The following is a 19,446-nucleotide window of genomic DNA, read 5'->3' on the forward strand; positions in this document are numbered from 1 at the left end:
ACATCATGGGCAAGCACCTCAATCGGGCCAAATTGTATTTCGGTACCGACACTCGTGGCCTTCTCGACGGAGGTCGTTACGCGTTGCTGCATACCCGCAGCCTGGAATTCGACGACCTGCGCCCCTATGTGGCCGGCGACGACATCCGCGACATCGACTGGAAAGCCTCCGCGCGCTCCGGGTCGGTACTGATCAAACGCTATGTCTCCGAAAGGCACCACAAGATCCTGCTGATCGCCGACACCGGCCGGAACATGACCGCGCTGGCACCCAGCGGCGAGGTCAAACGCGACGTCGCGCTGCACGTGATCGGCGCGATCGGGTTGATCACGCTGGGCCGTTCCGACGAGCTGGGCATCGTGTACGGGGATTCCCGCGGCAGCGCCAACATTCGGGCGCGCCGCGGCGAAACCCACATCGAGAGCCTGCTGCACCGCTTCTACACCCACACCTGCAGCCAGCCCGCCACCAGTGACATCGTTACCCAATTAACCTACGTGGCAACGGGTTATCGCCGCCGCATGCTGATCATCGTGATCTCTGATGAACCCGACGCTGATCGCCGGCTCGCCGTCGCGCTGCAACAGCTGTCCGGGCGTCACGACCTGATGTGGGCGATGGTCTCCGACATGCCCGCCGTGGGATCCGCCGAGGGCGAACGTGACGGTTACGACGTGGCTACCGGGGGTTATGTCCTCAACGGCGCCACTCTGGGGCCCCGCATCGTCGACGCCTATCGTCGCCGCGAAGCCGCTCGGGTCGCTGGACTGGACGAGTTCCTGACAACCCGGGGAGTGCAATTCACCCGCATCGGCGGCAGCGCCGAAATACGCGCCAAGATCGTCGCACTGACCGAGGCGTTCCAGCATGCCGGGTGACCTGCTGCGCTACCTCGGCGGGCCCACCGGGTACTCCGGCTGGTGGTGGCTTGTGGCCGGTGCGTGCGCCGGCGTCGTCATCTGCTACTACGCCGGGGTGTATGTGTGGACCCTGCCCGCCGCGCGGCTGCGTCGTGTCCCGGTCATCCGCAGCGTGCATTCCTATCTGCTGCGTCGGCGCTTCGCCCGAACGATCACCACTATCGGCGGCCAGTATGGAGCCGGTCAGCTGTCAGACGGTCAGGCCGCCGCAGCAATCAGCCGCGCGCTGCGCGGCTTCCTGTGCCTGTCCACCGGCGCAGGGGTGCAATACATGCACATCGACGACATCGCCAAGCATGGCCAACTGGCCTCGGCTACACCGGTATTCGCTGCCCTCAATGACGCCCGGTTCGCAACCGAAAGCATAGACATGCACGGCGTGATTCGTGCAGCGACGGAGGTGATCCGCACGTGGAGCTGAGATGGTGGGTCGTTTTTGTCGTCGGCGCCTGCACACTGGCCGCGGTGGTCGTCGCGGCACTGCTGGCGCCGATGGCCAAACTCACCAAGGTGCTACGGCCACTGGCCCACGTCGACCGGCTCACGGGGATGCCCGAATACGCTCGTGTGGCGCGCATTCAATTCTGGTCAATGCTGATCACGCTCGTACTGCTGCTTGCGGTGTTCGCCACAGCACTGGTGACCACCTCCCGACCGGTCGGGTTCTCCTCGGCCAGCCGCAATTTCGAGTCGGTGCACCCAGAAGACATCATGGTGTGCGTGGGCGAGCCGGTCACCGACCCCACCACCGCCGGACTCTTGGCATACTTCGCCCGGCAGGTCAAAACATACGACACCCAACGCATCGGTATGACCTCGCCGACGCTGCGTGTCGTGCCGTTGACCCGCGATTACGACTACGCTCGTGCCCAGTTCAGCCGCTACGCCGGCATGGCGGGCCTTCAGCACCAACTGGAGACCACCAAAGAGCTGCCCGGGCCCCAGGCCGAGGAACTACGCGCGGGTATCAACGGCTTCTCCCGAGAAGTCAGTTATGCCGACTATGCGCGCAGTGTGCAAGACGTCTTGGCCTTGTGTATGACCGGGTTTCCGTCTTTCGAGGACAAGAGCACCCGCCGGCGTTCGCTGATCTACTTGGGGTACAGCAGCTTCCGCGCGGCAGCGGAAACCCGTCCGGCGTTGTTTTCTGATCAGCAAGTGAAGGACATGGCCACCGCCGCGGGTGTGCAGATCAACGTCATCGCCCGCGCTGACGTGGTCAAGTCACCCGAGCAGTCCAATCAGGCGCTGGCTGCGATTGCCAACGCCACCGGCGGCCGCTACAGCGTCTACAACCCGGCGGGCACGGCCGGTGCCAATCCCGCCGGTACCGACCCCACCCTGGCTGCATTGCTGGACAAGATCCGCGCCAATCCCCCCAATGTCGTGTTGCCAAGCGGCACAATCATCACCAATCGTTCGTGGGATTACCCTAACGTGCCGCTACTTTGCTCGCTGGCAGTAGCGGGACTGTTGTTCATCTCGTTGGCGGTGCTGCGGCGATGACATTTCAGCCGATCGTGTCCGCCGGCGTGCTGGTCGTCGTCGCCGTCGCGCTCATCACCATCCGCATGGCCGCCCTCTACCGGGTGCTGGTCCGGACCGGCACCGGCCGTTACCTGCGGGTGGTGCTGCGCTGGGGTGCGCTCACCGCAGCCGGGCTGCTGCTGGTCCTTGCCGCGGCCCGCCCCGGCCTTCCGCAGGGCGACCCGCATGGGCGAGCCGACACCACGCCAGCCAGTGGCTCCTCGGCCAATGCCAATGTGTTCTTCGTCGTCGACCGGTCAGTGGACGGACGCGTCGAGGACTACTCCGACGCCAAGTCACGCATGTCGGGCATCCGCAGCGACATCCTGGCGCTGATCGACCAATATCCGCGCGCCCGCTTCGAGGTCATCAGCTTTTCGGCCAAGGCCAGCCTGGACTGGCCGCTGTCCGACGATGTCTGGAGCCTCAAACCGTTCGTCAAAGGGCTGTCGACTTACACCGAGGTCCCCCAGGATGCGATGTTTCAGGTCAACGTGGCAGCCGCTGACGACCTGCTGCGGACCAAGCTGGCCGAAGCCGGCCAGCAATACCTCGACTCGAAAAACCTCGTGTTCTATTTCGGCGAGGGCGCCGGCGGCTCACGAGCTGCCCAAGGCGACTTTGATATACCGCACGCAACGATCGCCGGTGGCGCCGTGCTGGGCTATGGAACCGCTGCCGGCGGACCCATCCCGCAGGCCTACGTCAACGGCGACCGCGTCTACATGTGGGACAAGCAAACCGACCGGGCCGCGCACTCGGGCCTCAACGAAGGCGCTCTCAAAGCGGTCGCCGGTCAGCTGGGCATGCCGTATTTTCACCGAGACAACGGCCCCATCACCCCCGTCGTGCCCGCCGTCGACTTGACTGGCTTCCGATCAACCGACTCGCCAGTGATCGCGTCGGCCACGGTGGAGCGCACTGAATTGTATTGGTTGTTCACCGGTCTGGCCGTCGTACTGACGCTGGGGGAAATCTTTTTGACACTGCGCGAATTCCGCCGCAACCGCATACCGCACCGAGCGAGGCCCGATGCTGCAACGTGACCCCCGAACCGCCGTGCGTCGCACCTGGCAACGCGCGGCGTGGTGGTGGCAGTGCGGGCCGTCCCGGTTGCGGCTGCGCCGACGCCTGGTCGCCTACTCCTCACCGATCGCGCTGGTGGCGCTGCTGGCAATCGGAAAGGTCATCTCGACCATGCTGACCGGCGATGCGGCCGTATCGGATTTTGCTCGTCACGACATCGACGCGCTCCGCGCCGATGTCGCCACGCTGAGCACGCTGAATATCATCGAGCCCGGCCAAGCGGCGTATATCGCCGGTGATCTCGCCGTCCTCGAAGGCCGACTCGATGACGCCGAAAGATACTTCACCGATGTCTTCGACCGCAGCAGCAACGCCGGCTCCTGCCCGGCCCGCGTCAACTTGGAGCTGGTTCGCGAGACCCAAGGCGACCTGGCGGCTCGCAGTGCCGACATTTCCCGCGCCGAGCAACGCTACAACAGTGCACTGCAACTCATTTCCGGCGCACCGCCGCACTGCTTCCAAGACAACACCGACCCCAACCCCGACCGCCGTCGCATCCGTAACGACGCCGCGGCACGGCTGACCGACAAGATCAAAGCGCTGCACCTCCCGCCGAGTCCCCCGCCGCCTCCACCGCAAACCGCCAACCCCCAGCCACCGCCAACCTCACTGACATCCACGTCACTGCCGGCGCCACCGCCACCCGGTGCCACGTCGACGCCGACACCGCCGCCACCGCCGCCCGGGCCCGGCGGCAACGGGCCAGTTTTCGGTCCCGGCGGCGACGGATCAAACGGCGGTCCCGACGTCATCAATGACGTCAGCCCGGACCGCATCCCGGTGTCCGGCAACGGGTCTGCCCCATCGCACCGCCTCGGCACCGGAGCCGGCAACAATCCGCTCGATCGGCTTCAGAACGCTCTCGGCGCTGCCGACGCCACCGGCGCCAGCAGCGAAGACACCGCCGCTCACAGCTGAACGGCGGGAAAATGGCACCTATACACGCTTCGGGCAGCAGTTTCATTCCTTAGGGGGCGCCAAACGGCACCCTCAAAGGGCGATAGCTCAACCCACCCGCTCACGCCGAGTCACCCGCTGCGCCTTGCTTTGCCGTTCATCGATGAGCCGGCCCAGCTCTTGCAGCAACAGCGGCTTGTTCATGACCACGTGCTCGAGGTGTTCGCGGTCGATCTCGAGCGCGGTCATCTCCTCCAGTGCCACCGCACCGGCAGGGTTGGGTTGCCGGGTCAGCGCGGTTACCCCCAAGAACGCGCCCTCGTTGAGCGTGCCGATCGGGACAACCGAACCGTCCTCGGCCGTCGCGGTCAGGCGAACGCTGCCGGCGATGATGAAGGCCATCCCCTTGGGGACGACGCCCGCGTGCTGCACGATCTCGTCGGCGCCGTAGCGCACCACCCTCGCGTAGGGAACCAGTGACTGCTGCTCGGTCAGGCCCAGCCGCAACTCCGGGCCCACCACGGTGCGCAACGCGTCCCACACGCGTTCGGTCGTCGAGAATTCGTCGTCGGACTCGTCAAGGTGAAGGTCTTCTCGTCGGGCGGCGTACCAGACCCACGGCAAGAACGTCGCCTGTGCGGCACCGTCGTCGGCGGGTGATCTCAGCCGGACCGTGGTTCGGTACTCGCCGCCGCCCAGTGCGACGGTTTCCGGAATGGTTCCGGGCTTGAGTTGCGGTAGCCCACCGGCTATCCGGGTCAGCATCGCACACACCTGGTTCGGCGCGTCGGCGACGGCGAATTTCGTGGTGATCGTGCACTTGTGCGAGCCACCCGGGCGGGACAAGTTCGTGAACGACGTGGTTGCCAGCATCGAGTTCGGGGTGATCCGTAAGCCGGTTCCGGTCTCGATGTGGACCGCGCGCCAGTTCACCTCCACGACTCGGCCCCGCGCAGTGGGCGTGTCGAGCCAATCGTCGATCCGGAACGGCTGCTCGAACAGCATGAACAGTCCCGACACGATCTGGCCCACGGAGTTCTGCAGCATCAGGCCGATGACGACCGAGGTTACCCCCAGCGCGGTGAATATGCCCCCGACCCGGACTCCCCAGACGTAGGACAGGATCATCGCCAGGCCGACGCCGATCAGCGCAAACCGGGCCACATCGAGGAAGATGGTCGGCAGTCGCTTGCGCCAGCTGTCTTCGGGCGCTGATTGGAATACCGTGGCGTTGAGCGCCGACAACAGCATGACCAGCACCAAGAAGCCGAACAGGGTGGTCAGGATTCGCACCATGCCGTCTTCGGCCCGGATCTGGGACGCCTTCACCAGGAGCAGCAGCAGGGCACCGAGCGGCAGCAGATAGTTACGCAGCAGGTTCACCTGCCTGGCCAGGTGGCTCTTGCGGCGCACCAGTGTGTTGTGCAACTCCGTGAGGATGATCAGCCCGGCCGGCAATCCGATGGCGATGGCGACGGCCCAGTAGAACCACGGTGCACTGAAAACATTCATGATCGCTCCGACAATCGGTAGATCGGCTGGTCCACGCCGCCGACGGAGATGGTGCCCGCCGGGGTGAACTGTCGCACATCTCTCATCGCCTCGTACACCGGTGCGGTGACGTAGATGCCGGGTTGCGGTGAGCCGCTGTGTGTTTGGTAGGCCAGGCTCACCGCTGCGCCCCACATGTCGTAGACGACACTGGATCGGCCGACGAGCCCGCTGATGACGTTGCCGGTGTTGATGCCGGCCCGCAGCCGAAGTTCGTGGCCGGTTTGGCGGTTGAACCGGTCGACGATGCGCCGCATTTCCAGGGCGAAGTCGATGGTCCGAGCGACATTGTCCAGCCGCGGCGTGGTCACCCCGCAGCTGGCCAGGTAGCCGTTGTGCAATGTGCGAATCCGTTCGACCCCATGGGATTCCGCGGCCGAGTCGAACTGCCGGAACAAGTCGTCGACGATTCCGACCAGCTCGTTGCCCGACAGGTCCTTGGAAATCTCGTCCAGCCCCAGGACGTCGGCAAAGATCACGGTGACGTCTTGGTGCTCCTGGGCGATCGTCTGCTCCCCCTCGCGATAGCGCTGTACCACCGGCTCGGGCATCATCGACAGCAGCAGCCGGTCGTTTTCTCTGCGCTGCTCGTTGAGCAAGCCCTCCTTGATTTCCAGGTTTCGGCTCATCGCATTGAAAGCCGCTGTGAGATCACCGATTTCGTCACGAGTCGTGACCGGAATGGTGACGTCGTAGTCGCCGGCGCTGATCTTCTGGGTACCGGCTTCCAGCCGCCGGACCGGCCGCACCATCGCCTGGGCGATCAGCATCGAGGCGACACAGATACCGAGAATGATGGCCACGGTGACCAACACCAGCGCCTTGCTGAAGGCGGCAACCGCGGCGAATGCCTCGGAGTTGTCGCGTGTTGCCAGAATCGACCAGTGCAGGTCGGAATTGGGCACATCTAGCGGCGCGTAGGCCTCCAGCTCCTTGTTATCCGTGTAGTCGGTGGCGGTGATGGTTCCGGTCTGGCCGCGTTGGGCGGCACGCAAGCCCGCGCTTGCAACGGGTTGTAGCAGCGTCGTGCCACCGAGTTGGATCGCGCGGTTCACCACGTCGAGCGGAGTGCCTGCGGCCACCGATTGTCGCCGGTATTCATCGGGGTCCTGCACAAAGAGCCGCGAATCAGAACGCATGAGGCTGTCCGGGCCCGCGAGGTACGTCTCCGTGCCCCGGCCCATGCCCGCAGCCTGCCACTGCTGGTTGGCAGTCATGATCCGGTTGATCTTGGCGATCGGCAGCGGTAGCGCGATCACCCCTTCGGTTCTCCCGTCGGCCTGAACCGGTGCCACCAGCCACGCCGTCGGCACGTCCAGTTGCGGCTGATACGGCTTGAAGTCGGTGATCCAGGTGAAGTCAACGGCGTTGGCGCCCAGCGCTTTAAGGTAGGCATCACGCAGGTTGGATTCTCGGTAGGGCCCGGTCAGGATGTTGGTGCCCAGGTCGGGATCCTTGCTCAGGCTGTAGACGATATTGCCGCGGGTGTCCAGCAATACCGCATCGTCGTAATCGAAGCGGGTGACGATTTCGCGGAAGTAGCCGTTGAATCGCGCGTTGGCGGCCGACCATGCGCTGCCGTCGCCGGCGTCGTCGAACCGCATCGAGTCCTGATCCGACGTGAACGGCGCGGTGTAGTAGGCCTGCAGATACTTCTGGGCGGGCGAGGTCGGCAGCAGCGCGGTGATATCGAGCTTTTCGCCCGTCGTTCGCTCCACCGGTTTGATGAGCTGGTTGTTGTAGTAGTTGACAATGGCCTGCTGCTGGGCCGGGTTGATGGTCGCGTCGGCCAATTGGTCAAACCCGGTGGTGAACTGCGCGACCGCCTGCACCACCGTCAATCCCCGCGCATAGATGACCAACGAATTCGTCAGGTCGGCAAACAGCGTATCGATTGCCCGCTTCTGCGATTCGCGCAATTCGGTCAACCGCTCATAAGCTGCTGTCTGCAGTGAGGCACGGCCGGTTTGATACCCGACGATGACGACCGCGGCCACCGACACGATGCTCGACAGCAACAGCAGCACCATGAGCTTGGACTGGATGCTTGCCCGGAAACGCGGCCGGCGGCGCCCCCCACTCCTCAGGCTCTTGGGGATCCTGCGCTTGCGGACCGGGGCGGCGGATGCCTCCGGCACGGAATCTGTTGCCTCGCCCGATATCACCGGCTTCCTTCCTGTGACACACCGAATCACCTCGCACACTAGCGCCGACACGCGCGGGTAAACGGTGTTTGCCGACAATGTGATGACCAGGGCCAAGCGTTGTTAACGTCGGCACAATGACGGCGCGACGAGTCTGTGTGGTGGGCAGCCTGAACATGGATCTGACGTTCGCGGTCACCACGCTGCCGCACCCGGGCGAGACGGTGCTGGCGTCGGCACTGAACTGTGCGCCCGGGGGCAAGGGCGGCAATCAGGCGGTTGCCGCCGCACGCGCGGGTGCGCACGTCCAGTTCGTCGGCGCTGTGGGCGACGACGCGGCTGCCGACCAGCTGCGGGACCACCTGCTGGCCAACGGTGTCGGCATTGAAGGAATGGTGCGGGTGCCCGGCCCGAGCGGGACGGCGATCATTGTGGTCGACACCGGCGCCGAGAACATCATCGTGGTGGCTCCCGGCGCGAACGGGCAGCTGAAGCTGCCGCCCGCGGCGGTCGGCGACTGCGACGTGTTGCTGACCCAGTTGGAGATTCCGCCGCACGCGGCGGTGGCCGCGGCCCGGCAGGCCCGGTCGGCCGGGGCGGTCGTCATGGTCAATGCCTCCCCGGCCGCCCGGCTGCACAGCGCCGGACCCGACTTGGCGACGGTGGCCGACGTCGTGATCGCCAACGAGTCCGAAGCCCAGCAATGGCGTTGGCCGCCGGCCCACCTCGTGGTCACCCGCGGTGCGCGCGGCGCCCGCTACGTCGGCGTCGACGGCGAACTGGACGTGGCCGCCCCCGCAGTGACCGCGGTGGACACCACCGGAGCCGGTGACGTATTCGCCGGGGTCCTGGCTGCCCATTGGCCACCGGACCCGGCTTCGCCGGCCCAACGACTGCGCGCGTTGCGACGGGCCTGCGCGGCAGGGGCACTGGCGACCACGGTGGCGGGCGCCGGAGATTGTGCGCCGCCCGCCGATGCGATCGAGGCGGCGCTGATCCGCTAGGGCTCGCCGGGCACGTCGTGGGCGATCGCCAGACCGTCGGCGGCCTCGAGTTCATCGGAGGACTGCGTCAGCAGCACACGGCTGCGGCTCGGCGACAACAGCACCGACTGGTAGTAGTACGGCATGGCCGTCGCGAAGATGAGCCGGTTGATCCGCAGCAGCGCGGCGCCTATCGCGGTCTCGAGAAGCTGCGCATTGCGGGGACCGGCGATCTCGGCGGTGATCTCATGCTGCACCCGGTCCACGACCGCCCCGGTTCGTTTCACCAGTTCGTACAGCGGCGCCTTGCGCAGCGCGGATGCGGTCAGCGTGCCGGCCAGTGCGGCCGGCAACCAGACATCGCTGACGATCAGCGGCTCGCCGGTGCGGCGTTGCCGCCGTACCCGCACCACGTGCAGCAGCTCGCCGGTCGTCTGCAGCACTTGGGCCACCGCCCGCGGCGGGCGCCGCACGCCGAGTTCGATGATCTCGGCTTCGGTTTCGAACTGGGTCTGCCGCAACCCCTCCAGATACGAGCGGCCCGGCGCTGACCGGTCCGCTGGAACCTCTTCGCGCACAAAGGAACCCACACCGTGCCTGCGCTGGATATAGCCCTGCTCGGCCAAGTCGGCCAGGGCGCGCCGCACGGTGATCCGGGAAACTGCGAATTGCTCACACAACGCCTGTTCGGTGGGTAGCGCATCCCCGGGGGCGAGCACGCCACGCTCGATCTCGTCGTGCAGCACCAGGAAGAGCTGCCGGTGCAGCGGTACGCCGGCGCTGGCCGACACGGGTGCGGTTTTGCCGCTCGCCTGCTGCACGGTGTCCATGCTTTCACATCTCTGCGGTTGCCCCCCGACCCAGGTTGTTATATGTATATAACAACCTGCCACAGAGAGGACCGACAGCCATGCCAACGACACCGGCCCGCCGCCGACTGCGAGCCCTCCTGGACACCCACGAACTCGTGGTCGCCCCAGGGGTTTTCGATGGGATTTCGGCGCACTTGACCAAACGCACCGGTCACGTCGCGGCGTATCTGACCGGATCCGGGGTAGCCGCCTCCGGTTTCGGCCTACCCGACATCGGCCTGGTCACCGCGTCGGAAATGGCCGAGCGGGCGCGGATGGTCGCCGGCGTCCTGGGCGACATCCCGCTCATCGCCGACGCCGACACCGGCTACGGCGCCCCCAAGAACGTGGTGCGTACCGTCCGCTCCTACGACAACGCCGGTGTGGCCGCGATCCAGTTGGAAGACCAGGCATTTCCCAAGCGATGCGGCCATCTGCCGGACAAACGGGTCGTGGACGCCGCGGTGTTCGAGCAGACGCTGGCGGCCGCGCTCGACACCCGCTCCGACGACGGCCTGCTGATCGTGGCGCGCACCGACGCGCGGGCCCCGCTGGGCCTGGATGCCGCCATCGAACGTGCCAACCGCTACGCCGCCGCAGGCGCCGACATCGTCTTCGTCGAAGCTCCACAGGACATCGGTGAAATCGAGCGTATCGCCCTCGAAGTCGAGGCCCCGCTATTGATCAATCTGGTCATCGGCGGCCTGACTCCGCAGGTGCCGATGACGCGGTTGCAGGAATTGGGTTACGCCGTGGCCATACATCCGGGTCAGCTGGTGCGACGCGGGACGGCCGCCATGCTGGCGGCCCTGTGCGAACTCAACCGGACCGACCCCACGGCCCACCGGACCGGCACCCCCGCCGAATTCTTCAACCTGGTCGGTCTGGCGGAGTGGTCGGAAATCGAAGCCAGGTACGCGCCCGCCGAGGCCAGCGCATGGGCATGACCATCATCGAGAAGATCTTCGCCCGCAAGACCGGTCAAAGCACGGTGTCGCCCGGCGACACCGTCGTCGTCGATGTCGACATGACCGTGTTGATCGATCTCCAGTTCGCGCGAGAATGGGTACAGCCCAACCGGATTCATGACCCCGAGAAACTAGCGGTGGTGATGGACCACGCCGTACCGGCACCGACGGTCCGAGACGCCGCCGGCGGTCAACAAGCCCGGAAGTTCGTCGCCGACTTCGGTATCCGGCGCTTCTATGACGTCGGCAGGCATGGCATCAGCCATCAGGTTATCGCCGAGAACGGACTGGCCCGACCGGGAGAAGTACTGGCGTGTAGCGATTCCCACACCTGCGCCGCCGGAGCCTACAGCACCGCGGCCCGCGGCCTGGGGACCGACGAGGTGTACTCGATCATGTGCACCGGCCAGACCTGGTACCAGATCGCACCGACCATCCGCTACGAGTTCTACGGCGTCAAACCGGACACCGTCAGCGGCAAGGACATCTTCCTGCACATCGCCAACCGCTACGGTGATGCCGTCAACCGGAATCTGGAATACGGCGGCAGCGGCCTGGCCAGTATCCCGATACACGATCGGCGCACGATCGCCACCCAAGGGGCCGAGTTATCCGCTGATTTTGCCATTTTCGAAGCCGACGACGTGTTGACCGGCCACCTGACCGCGCGCGGCATCGGTGGATACCGTGCTGCGGCACCGGATCACGACGCCGGGTACCACGACATCCGGCCCGTCGAGCTGGCCACGCTCGAACCGTATGTGGCTCTTCCGGGTACCGTCAGCCGCAATGGGCTGCCCGTTTCGCAATTAGGCAAACAGGAGGTCGACCAGGCGTTCATCGGATCCTGCGCCAACGGCCAGCTCGAAGACCTCGAAATGGCCGCACGGGTGCTGCGCGGCCGGAGCATCGCACCGGGCGTGCGGCTGCTGGTCACACCCGCGTCCCAAGCGGTGTACCGGAAGGCCATGCGGCTGGGCTACTTACAGGACATCGCCGACGCCGGCGCCGTCGTCACCAATTCCACCTGCGGCGCCTGCTTCGGCTACCACATGGGACTGGTCGGTCCCGGCGAAGTATGCATCACCTCGAGCACCCGCAACTTCACCGGGCGGATGGGCAGCACCGAGGCGCGCATCTTCATGGCCTCACCGGCGACCGTCGCCGCTTCGGCAGTCACCGGTTACATCACCGACCCGAGGAGTTTGGGAGCATGACACTCACTTTCAGCGGCAGGGTGTGGCTTTTCGGCGACGACCTCAACACCGACGCCATGTACCCCGCTTTTGCCATGAAGATGGATCGGCCCGAGGCGGCTCGGCATGTCTTCTATCAGCTCCGTCCCGGGTGGACCGACGAGGTGTCGCCGGGCGATATCCTGGTGGCCGGCAAGAACTTCGGCGTCGGATCGTCGCGCCCGGTCGCGGCGCTGTTCGTCGAGCTTGGCATCGCTGGGCTGGTCGCCGAGGAATTCAACTCCCTGTTCTTCCGCAATGCGGTCAATGCCGGACTGCCCGCGATGACCGTGCCCCATGCCACCACCATCTTTGCCGAAGGCGATCAGGCAACGTTTGATCTCGCCGAGGGCAGCTGGCGCAACGACACCACCGGCGCCTGCGGAACGGCGCCCACCCTGCCGGCGTTGATCCTCGACATCATCGACAGCGGCGGTGTCCTACCACGGTTGGCCGCACAGGGTTATCTGCTGCTTTGCCATAAGGTTTAACGCGTCAAACCGGTTCGTCGTCGCTGTCGCGTAGGAATCTTCCGGGGTGGTGGTAGGGGTTGGTCCGGGGTTGTCCGCGATCTAGATGGGCCGGGGGTATCCATTCGGTGTCGCCGTGGGCGTTTTTGCGGGTGATCCAGCCTTTTTCGACGAGTCGGTTGTCGACTCCGCAGGCCAGGGTCAGCTGATCGATGTCGGTGCGGCGGGTCGTGGCCCAGCCTTGGACGTGGTGGACTTGGCTGTGATAGGCAGGCGCATCACAGCCCGGTTTCGTGCATCCACGATCCCTGGCGTACAACATGATTCGCTGCCCCGGGGAAGCCAGCCGTTTGGTGTGATACAGCGCCAGGGCCTTGCCGCGATCAAAAATGGCCAAATAGTGGTGCGCGTGGCTGGCCAGGCGAATCACATCGCTGATCGGCAACAGCGTGCCGCCGCCGGTCAGGCCCTTCCCGGCGGCGGCCTCGAGGTCTTGGAGGGTGGTGGTCACCACGATCGACACCGGAAGCCCGTTGTGTTGGCCCAACTCCCCCGACGCCAACAGCGCACGCAGTCCGGCGAGGAAGCCGTCATGGTTGCGTTGCGCTTGACTGCGCGTGTCACGGCGCACCGCATCCTCGTCGGGTGTTTCGTCAATGACGGGGGTCTGGTCGTCGGGGTTGCAGGCACCGGGGGCGGCCAGCTTGGCCAACACGGCCTCCACGGCCGCGCGCAACTCCGGGGTCAGCATGCCGCTGATGCGCGACATCCCGTCGAATTCCTGCTTGCCCAGCATGATCCCGCGCTTGCGGGCCCGCTCCTGGTCGCGAAATTCCCCGTCGGGGTTGAGCCAGTCCATGATCCGCTGGGCGTATGTGGCCAACTCGTCGGGGCGATACTGGCAGGCTTTGCGGGCCAGGTCGGCTTCGGCGGCTTCCCGGGTACCCAGGTCTACCTCGGCGGGCAGGTGGGCGAAGAAGCTGCGGATCACCCGCACATGCCCGTCACCGACGAGCCCGTCGCGTTGAGCGGCCGCGGTCGCGGTCAACTGCGGCGCCAACGGCTCACCGGTCAGCGCCCGCCGTTGACCAAGATCAGCTGCTTCGTCGATGCGCCGGCCCGCCTCGGCCTTGGTGATGCGCAGCCGGTCGGCCAGCGCCGAACGCAGTTTGGTGCCCAGTTCTTCCTCGCCGGCCTGCGCGCCGAGCTGATTGATCAGCGCGTGTTGGGGTGTCCGCAGCCGTCGTGCCACGCGCTCCAGGCGCTCCAAGGCCCGCAACCGTTCCGGGGTGGTGAGCACGTCAAAAGACAACTCGCACAAACGATCCAGATCTGAATCCAGCGCGTTGAAGACCTCGACAATGTCTTCACGACTGCTCGAACCCATGCCTGACATGTTACGAAGAGCTACCGACAAGAATCGTCGCGTTGTGACCACTGAAACCACAGTGACACAAGGGATTACCGGGATCTAATTCAATCAAAAGATGTTTCGGTATGTGTGGTGATTCATGGTTACGGAGAAAGGGCCGTGTGGGCGGGCAAGGCACGGGTCGTAGTTATACCCGACCCGGTTGACCCTGGATTCGGTTGCGGCGCGGGCCTCCTCGATCGTGTCTGGACACAGGCCGACCAGGAAATTCCGGTGTCAGCGCGATGCAGTCTGCGCCGAAACGCCCAGCTATGTGTACTACGTCGATCTGACGCTTGCCGCGGGCGAACAATCGGCTGCAGCCGTGCGCCCGTCCTTGAGTTCTGAAAAATCAGGCCACACAGGCACTCTGGAGCCGTCCCGCCGGCTACCAGACTTTCCTGCCACAGATCCCACGCAACGACTCACCCTATTGCCGAATGAGTCGTGTTCAGTCGTGCGGTACTTCCTGCTCGATCTGGTCGAGCCAGGTTCGCGCCGGCATGTCCGACGGGGCGCGCCAATCCCCGCGCGGGGACAACGCTCCCCCGTGCGACACCTTGGGCCCGTTGGGCAATGCCGAACGTTTGAACTGGCTGAAGGAATAAAACCGCTCGACGAAAACCTGTAGCCAGTGCCGGATCTCGGACAGCGAGTAGGACGGCCGCTTGTCGTGCGGGAAGCCGGGCGGCCAACTGCCGCGCTCGGAGTCACGCCACGCATGCCAGGCCAGGAACGCGATCTTCGACGGCCGGAACCCGAAGCGCAGCACGTGGAATAACGAGAAATCCTGCAACGCAAAAGGTCCAACCTTTGCCTCGCTGCTCTGCAGCTCCTCCTCTTCGCCGGAAGGCACCAGTTCGGGAGTGATCTGGGTGTCGAGCACCGACTGCAGCACCTCGCACACCTGCTCGTCGAATTCGCCCGACGAGATGACCCAGCGGATCAGGTGCTGGATCAGCGTCTTGGGCACCCCGGCATTGACGTTGTAGTGCGACATCTGGTCGCCGACACCGTATGTCGACCAGCCCAGGCCCAGCTCGGACAGGTCCCCGGTGCCCAGCACGATTCCGCCGCGCTGGTTGGCAATGCGGAACAGGTAATCGGTGCGCAGGCCGGCCTGCACGTTCTCGAAGGTGACGTCGTAGAGCTTTTCACCGCGCGCGAACGGATGACCCATCTCGTTGAGCATCAGCGCAGCGGTGTCACGGATGTCGATTTCCTCGAACGTGGCCCCCAGCGCCCGCGCCAGCTTGACCGCGTTGCTCTTGGTGCGCTCACCGGTGGCGAAGCCGGGCAGGGTGAACGCCAGAATGTCACTGCGCGGGCGTTCCTCGCGATCCATGGCACGGGCGGCGACGATCAGGGCGTGCGTGGAATCCAGCCCCCCGGAGACGCCGATCACCACCTTCGGGTAGTTCAGCGCCCGCAGCCGCTGCTCGAGACCGGACACCTGGATGTTGTAGGCCTCGTAGCAATCCTGTTGCAGCCGTTGCGGATCGGCCGGCACGAACGGGAACCGCTCCACGGTCCGCCGCAACCCGATGTCGCCGGTGGGCGGATCGACCCGGAACTCGATGCGCCGCAACGACTCCACTGCCACCCGGTGGTGACGCCGGTTGTCGTCGAAAGTGCCCATCCGCAATCGCTCCGATCGGAGCAGTTCGGTGTCGACGTCGGCCACCGAACGGCGCTCGCCCTTCGGGAAACGCTCGGATTGCGCCAGCAGCACCCCGTTCTCCCAGATCATCGTCTGGCCGTCCCACGCCAGGTCCGTCGTCGACTCCCCTTCTCCGGCGGCAGCGTAGACGTAGGCGGCCAGGCAGCGCGCCGACGCCGAGCGGGCCAGCAAGCAGCGGTCCTCGGCGCGCCCGATCGTGATCGGGCTGCCGGACAGGTTGGCCAACACGGTCGCTCCCGCCAGAGCCGCCTCGGCGCTGGGCGGTACCGGGACGAACATGTCCTCACAGATCTCCACATGCAGGACGAAGCCGGGCAGGTCCGACGCGGTGAAAAGCAGATCGGGGCCAAACGGCACGTCCGATCCGCAGATCCGCAGGCTGCCACGCTCGTCGTCGCCGGCCGCGACCTGCCGGCTCTCGTAGAACTCCCGATAGGTGGGCAGATAGGACTTCGGAACCACACCCAGCACGGCGCCGCGATGCACGACGACCGCGGTGTTGTAGATGCGGTGCCGATACCGCAGCGGCGCACCCACCACTAGGACCGGCAGCAGGTCGGCGGACTGCGCCACCACGTCCAGCAGCGCGTCCTCGACCGCGTCGAGCAGGGCGTCCTGCAGCAGGATGTCCTCGATCGAATAGCCGGACAACGTCAGCTCGGGGAACACCGCCAGGGCGACGCCGTCGTCGTGACACTGGCGCGCCAGGCCCAGTACCGAGGCGGCATTGGCCGCGGGATCGCCGATCGTGGTGTGGTGCGTGCACGCGGCGACGCGCACGAACCCGTGCCGGTATGCGGAATAGAAGCTCATTGCCCTCCATTGTCGCGGTATCGCCATCTGGATCGGGTGACGGGGTAGCCGGCGATGCCTAGGCTCGGCTACGTGCAAACCCCCGAACTCGTCGCGCTGCTGGCCGGCCGCCGGGTCGCGGTGCTCACGGGCGCGGGGATTTCCACCGACTCGGGCATACCCGATTACCGGGGACCCGACTCACCGCCGAGCAATCCCATGACCATCGGCCAGTTCACCTCGGATCCGGCGTTTCGCCGGCGATACTGGGCCCGCAACCACGTCGGCTGGCGGCACATGGACGACACCGCACCCAACCCCGGCCACCGGGCACTGGCCACGTTGGAGCGGACCGGGGTGGTGACGGGCGTGATCACCCAGAACGTCGATCTGCTGCATGCCAAGGCCGGCAGCCGCAACGTGGTCAACCTGCACGGCACCTATGCACAGGTGGTCTGCCTGAGTTGCGGTTACACCATCAGCCGGGCCGCGCTGGCCGAGCAGCTGGAGGCGCTCAACCCCGGGTTCATCGAGCGCGCCGCGGCGGTCGGCGGACTAGCGGTGGCTCCCGACGCGGACGCCGTCATCGCCTCGGCCGCCGACACCGATTCCTTCCGCTATCTCGATTGCCCGGGCTGTGCCGGCATGCTCAAGCCCGACATCGTCTACTTCGGCGAAAACGTGCCTAAAGACCTTGTAGCCCAAGCTTATTCGCTGGTTAATCAGGCCGAGGCGCTGCTCGTCGCCGGCTCGTCGCTGACGGTGTACTCCGGCTACCGATTCGTGCGCCGCGCCGCCGCCCTCGCGATCCCCATCGCCATCGTCAACCGGGGACCTACCCGCGGCGACGGCTTGGCCGCAGTCAAGGTCGACGGCGGCTGCTCGGAGACGCTGACCCTGTTGGCCGCTGAGCTGGCCAGCGCCGCGGCCCATTAGAGCCGCCCATCAGAAGGTGCAGGACATGGTGCGGATAGCATGCACGAAGTTGCCCGGCACGTAGGCCGGATCGCCCGCCTGGATGTCGGGCAATTGCCGCAACAGCTCACCGAAAATGGCGCGCAGCTGCGCTCGGGCCACATGGGCGCCCAGGCAAAAGTGCACACCGCCACCCCCGAAGCCCACGTGCGGGTTGGGACTGCGGCTCAGCTCGAAGCGCTCTGGATACTCGAACGCGTCCTGGTCCCGGTTGCCCGACGCATAGAACATCACCACCTTCTCGCCCGCGGCGATGGTCTGGCCGGCCAGCTCGAAATCTTTTGCGGCCGTGCGACGAAACGTCATCACCGGGGTGGCCCACCGGATGAACTCCTCGACCGCCGTGCCGATCCGATTGTCAAAATCCATTACTAGCCATGCCTTTTGGGCAGGAAAGTCGGTGAGCGCGCGCAGCGTGTGGCTGGTGGCTTGGCGAGTGGTGTCATTGCCGGCCACCGCAAGCAACACGAAGAACGCCGCCACATCGGCATCGGAGAGCCGGTCGCCGTCCACTTCGGCGTTCACCAGGCCGCTGAACAGGTCATCGCCGGGGTGGTCGCGCCGCTCGGCAGCCAGCTCGGCGGCAAGCTGATGCAGATAGGCCTGGTTCTCGAACAGCACTTGCAGCGGGTTGCGCCCGTCGAGGTAGACCGAGTCGGCCCAGGAGACCAAGGCGTCGGCGGCATGCGCCACCCGCTCACGTTCCGATTCGGGAATCCCGACCATGTCCGACAAGGTGCGCATGGGCAGTTCCTTGGCGCAGTGCTCGACGAAATCGACACCGCTGCCGGCCGACCGCAGCTCTTCGACGATGGCCTTGGCGTTGGTCTTGATCGAGTCCTCGATGCGGCGCACCTGCCGCGGCGTGAACGCCGCGCTGACCAGCTTGCGCAGCTTGGTGTGTCGCGGCGGGTCCATCGCCAGGAACGACTGCGATCCTTCCAGCAGTTCGACGGGCACGTTTTCGAAGAGCACGCCCTTGCCTGACAGGAACACCTCGTTGGCACGACTGACCGTGACGATGTCGGAGCGCCGGGTGACCGCCCAGAAACCAGGGTCGTCGGGATCCTGGAGCAAGGCGTCGTCGACCGGTCGGTGCCAGCTCACCGGACGCTCGGACCGCAGCACCGCGAACGAGCGTTCCCGCTCGGCCGCGGTCAAGGCCCAGAACTTACGCGAGGACAGATCGATTGGGTCGTAGGCACGGATACCGGCAGCCACGCCCCCGACCATAGGATTAGACATAGTGTCTAGTCAAGATGTCGAATTCACGGTTATGCTCGCCCGAAGCCGAAGGGAGGCGCAGAACGAGACATGCCATCGGTTACTCGCAACACCCAGGCCACCCGCCGGCAGCGACGAGAGCAGATGGAACGCCGGCTGTTGGACGCCACCGAACAGCTGATGACCGAGGGCGCGAGCTTCACCGAGCTCAGCGTGGATCGGCTGGCGACCGCGGCCGGCATCTCCCGCGCCAGCTTCTACATCTATTTCGACGACAAAGGCCACCTGCTTCGCCGGTTGGCCGGCCAGGTTTTCGACGACCTGGCGCACCGTGCCGCACAGTGGTGGGAGGTGGCCTGGCGACACAATTCCGAGGATGTCCGCGCCGCCATGGCGGGCATCATCTCCAGCTTTCGCCGTCATCAACCACTGCTTGTCGCGCTCAGCGAGATGGCCGGCTACGACCCGATGGCGGCACACACCTATCGGGATCTGCTGACCGCCATCTCCGAGCGCCTGGCCCGTGTCATCGAGGACGGCCAGGCCGACGGCTCCATCCGTGCCGAACTGCCCGCGGCCACCACCGCCGATGCGCTGACCTGGATGGTCGAGCGGGTCTGTCAGCAGAGCCTGCCGGGCAAACCACCGGAGTTCGACACCGAGCTGGCCACCACGCTGACCGAAATAGTCTGGGGCGCACTGTATCTCAAAACCGCGTCGGCTACCTGAGG

General features: G+C 65.7%; 17 protein-coding genes. 11 read left to right on the top strand and 6 right to left on the bottom strand.

Annotation, left to right across the window (positions count from 1 at the left end; translation table 11 throughout):
- Positions 1 to 5: 5 nt before the first annotated feature.
- From EET10_RS19015 to EET10_RS19035, 5 genes are read left to right on the top strand one after another with little or no spacing between them, the layout of a single operon-like run.
- A complete protein-coding gene (locus tag EET10_RS19015; protein WP_036400005.1) occupies positions 6 to 878 on the top strand; it encodes a DUF58 domain-containing protein in 873 nt (290 codons plus the stop codon).
- Positions 868 to 1,341, top strand: coding sequence for a hypothetical protein (locus EET10_RS19020; protein ID WP_122502405.1), 474 nt, complete (start codon positions 868 to 870; stop codon positions 1,339 to 1,341). Before EET10_RS19015 ends, EET10_RS19020 begins: the two co-directional genes overlap by 11 nt.
- Entirely contained in the window at positions 1,332 to 2,426 is a 1,095-nt protein-coding gene (locus EET10_RS19025) for a hypothetical protein (protein ID WP_063467701.1), read from the top strand. The genes EET10_RS19020 and EET10_RS19025 overlap by 10 nt, the downstream gene beginning before the upstream one ends.
- Positions 2,423 to 3,493, top strand: coding sequence for a vWA domain-containing protein (locus EET10_RS19030; RefSeq protein ID WP_063467702.1), 1,071 nt, complete (start codon positions 2,423 to 2,425; stop codon positions 3,491 to 3,493). The genes EET10_RS19025 and EET10_RS19030 overlap by 4 nt, the downstream gene beginning before the upstream one ends.
- Entirely contained in the window at positions 3,480 to 4,451 is a 972-nt protein-coding gene (locus EET10_RS19035) for a hypothetical protein (protein WP_082276263.1), read from the top strand. The genes EET10_RS19030 and EET10_RS19035 overlap by 14 nt, the downstream gene beginning before the upstream one ends.
- A gap of 87 nt (positions 4,452 to 4,538) precedes the next feature.
- On the opposite strand, the gene EET10_RS19040 is transcribed toward EET10_RS19035, so the two are convergent.
- Both EET10_RS19040 and EET10_RS19045 read right to left on the bottom strand, forming a co-directional pair.
- Positions 4,539 to 5,942, bottom strand: a complete 1,404-nt coding sequence (locus EET10_RS19040) for a mechanosensitive ion channel domain-containing protein (RefSeq protein WP_036400012.1) — start codon at positions 5,940 to 5,942, stop codon at positions 4,539 to 4,541.
- Complete coding sequence (locus EET10_RS19045; protein ID WP_036400659.1) at positions 5,939 to 8,146, bottom strand: adenylate/guanylate cyclase domain-containing protein; 2,208 nt, start codon at positions 8,144 to 8,146, stop codon at positions 5,939 to 5,941. Before EET10_RS19045 ends, EET10_RS19040 begins: the two co-directional genes overlap by 4 nt.
- A 116-nt stretch (positions 8,147 to 8,262) precedes the next feature.
- Here EET10_RS19045 and EET10_RS19050 point away from each other — a divergent pair, with 116 nt between their 5' ends.
- Positions 8,263 to 9,129 (top strand): ribokinase, encoded by an 867-nt coding sequence (locus EET10_RS19050; RefSeq protein WP_081260675.1) that lies wholly within the window; start codon positions 8,263 to 8,265, stop codon positions 9,127 to 9,129.
- On the opposite strand, the gene EET10_RS19055 is transcribed toward EET10_RS19050, so the two are convergent.
- Positions 9,126 to 9,938, bottom strand: a complete 813-nt coding sequence (locus EET10_RS19055) for a GntR family transcriptional regulator (protein WP_036400018.1) — start codon at positions 9,936 to 9,938, stop codon at positions 9,126 to 9,128. The genes EET10_RS19050 and EET10_RS19055 overlap by 4 nt on opposite strands.
- A gap of 80 nt (positions 9,939 to 10,018) precedes the next feature.
- On the opposite strand from EET10_RS19055, the gene EET10_RS19060 reads away from it, so the two are divergent.
- The 3 genes from EET10_RS19060 to EET10_RS19070 are packed head-to-tail and all read left to right on the top strand — an operon-like array spanning position 10,019 to position 12,653.
- Positions 10,019 to 10,906 carry an isocitrate lyase/PEP mutase family protein gene (locus tag EET10_RS19060; protein WP_036400021.1) on the top strand — a complete coding sequence of 296 codons (888 nt, stop codon included), beginning with the start codon at positions 10,019 to 10,021 and terminating at the stop codon, positions 10,904 to 10,906.
- Positions 10,897 to 12,144, top strand: a complete 1,248-nt coding sequence (locus EET10_RS19065) for a 3-isopropylmalate dehydratase large subunit (protein WP_036400024.1) — start codon at positions 10,897 to 10,899, stop codon at positions 12,142 to 12,144. Before EET10_RS19060 ends, EET10_RS19065 begins: the two co-directional genes overlap by 10 nt.
- Positions 12,141 to 12,653, top strand: coding sequence for a LeuD/DmdB family oxidoreductase small subunit (locus tag EET10_RS19070; protein ID WP_036400027.1), 513 nt, complete (start codon positions 12,141 to 12,143; stop codon positions 12,651 to 12,653). Before EET10_RS19065 ends, EET10_RS19070 begins: the two co-directional genes overlap by 4 nt.
- 4 nt (positions 12,654 to 12,657) lie before the next feature.
- Here EET10_RS19070 and EET10_RS19075 read toward each other — a convergent pair whose 3' ends face one another.
- Complete coding sequence (locus EET10_RS19075; protein ID WP_122502406.1) at positions 12,658 to 14,019, bottom strand: HNH endonuclease signature motif containing protein; 1,362 nt, start codon at positions 14,017 to 14,019, stop codon at positions 12,658 to 12,660.
- A gap of 475 nt (positions 14,020 to 14,494) precedes the next feature.
- Positions 14,495 to 16,537, bottom strand: coding sequence for an NAD(+) synthase (locus EET10_RS19080; protein WP_122502407.1), 2,043 nt, complete (start codon positions 16,535 to 16,537; stop codon positions 14,495 to 14,497).
- A gap of 54 nt (positions 16,538 to 16,591) precedes the next feature.
- On the opposite strand from EET10_RS19080, the gene EET10_RS19085 reads away from it, so the two are divergent.
- The gene (locus tag EET10_RS19085) at positions 16,592 to 17,452 is read left to right on the top strand and encodes a Sir2 family NAD-dependent protein deacetylase (protein WP_122502408.1); all 861 of its coding nucleotides are present in this window, start codon (positions 16,592 to 16,594) and stop codon (positions 17,450 to 17,452) included.
- Positions 17,453 to 17,461: 9 nt separating this feature from the next.
- Here EET10_RS19085 and EET10_RS19090 read toward each other — a convergent pair whose 3' ends face one another.
- Positions 17,462 to 18,712 carry a cytochrome P450 gene (locus tag EET10_RS19090; RefSeq protein WP_423793574.1) on the bottom strand — a complete coding sequence of 417 codons (1,251 nt, stop codon included), beginning with the start codon at positions 18,710 to 18,712 and terminating at the stop codon, positions 17,462 to 17,464.
- Positions 18,713 to 18,805: 93 nt separating this feature from the next.
- Here EET10_RS19090 and EET10_RS19095 point away from each other — a divergent pair, with 93 nt between their 5' ends.
- The gene (locus tag EET10_RS19095; RefSeq protein WP_122502409.1) at positions 18,806 to 19,444 is read left to right on the top strand and encodes a TetR/AcrR family transcriptional regulator; all 639 of its coding nucleotides are present in this window, start codon (positions 18,806 to 18,808) and stop codon (positions 19,442 to 19,444) included.
- Positions 19,445 to 19,446: the final 2 nt, after the last annotated feature.

This window comes from Mycobacterium pseudokansasii (assembly GCF_900566075.1).
In the GTDB taxonomy this organism is placed as follows: Bacteria; Actinomycetota; Actinomycetes; order Mycobacteriales; family Mycobacteriaceae; genus Mycobacterium; species Mycobacterium pseudokansasii.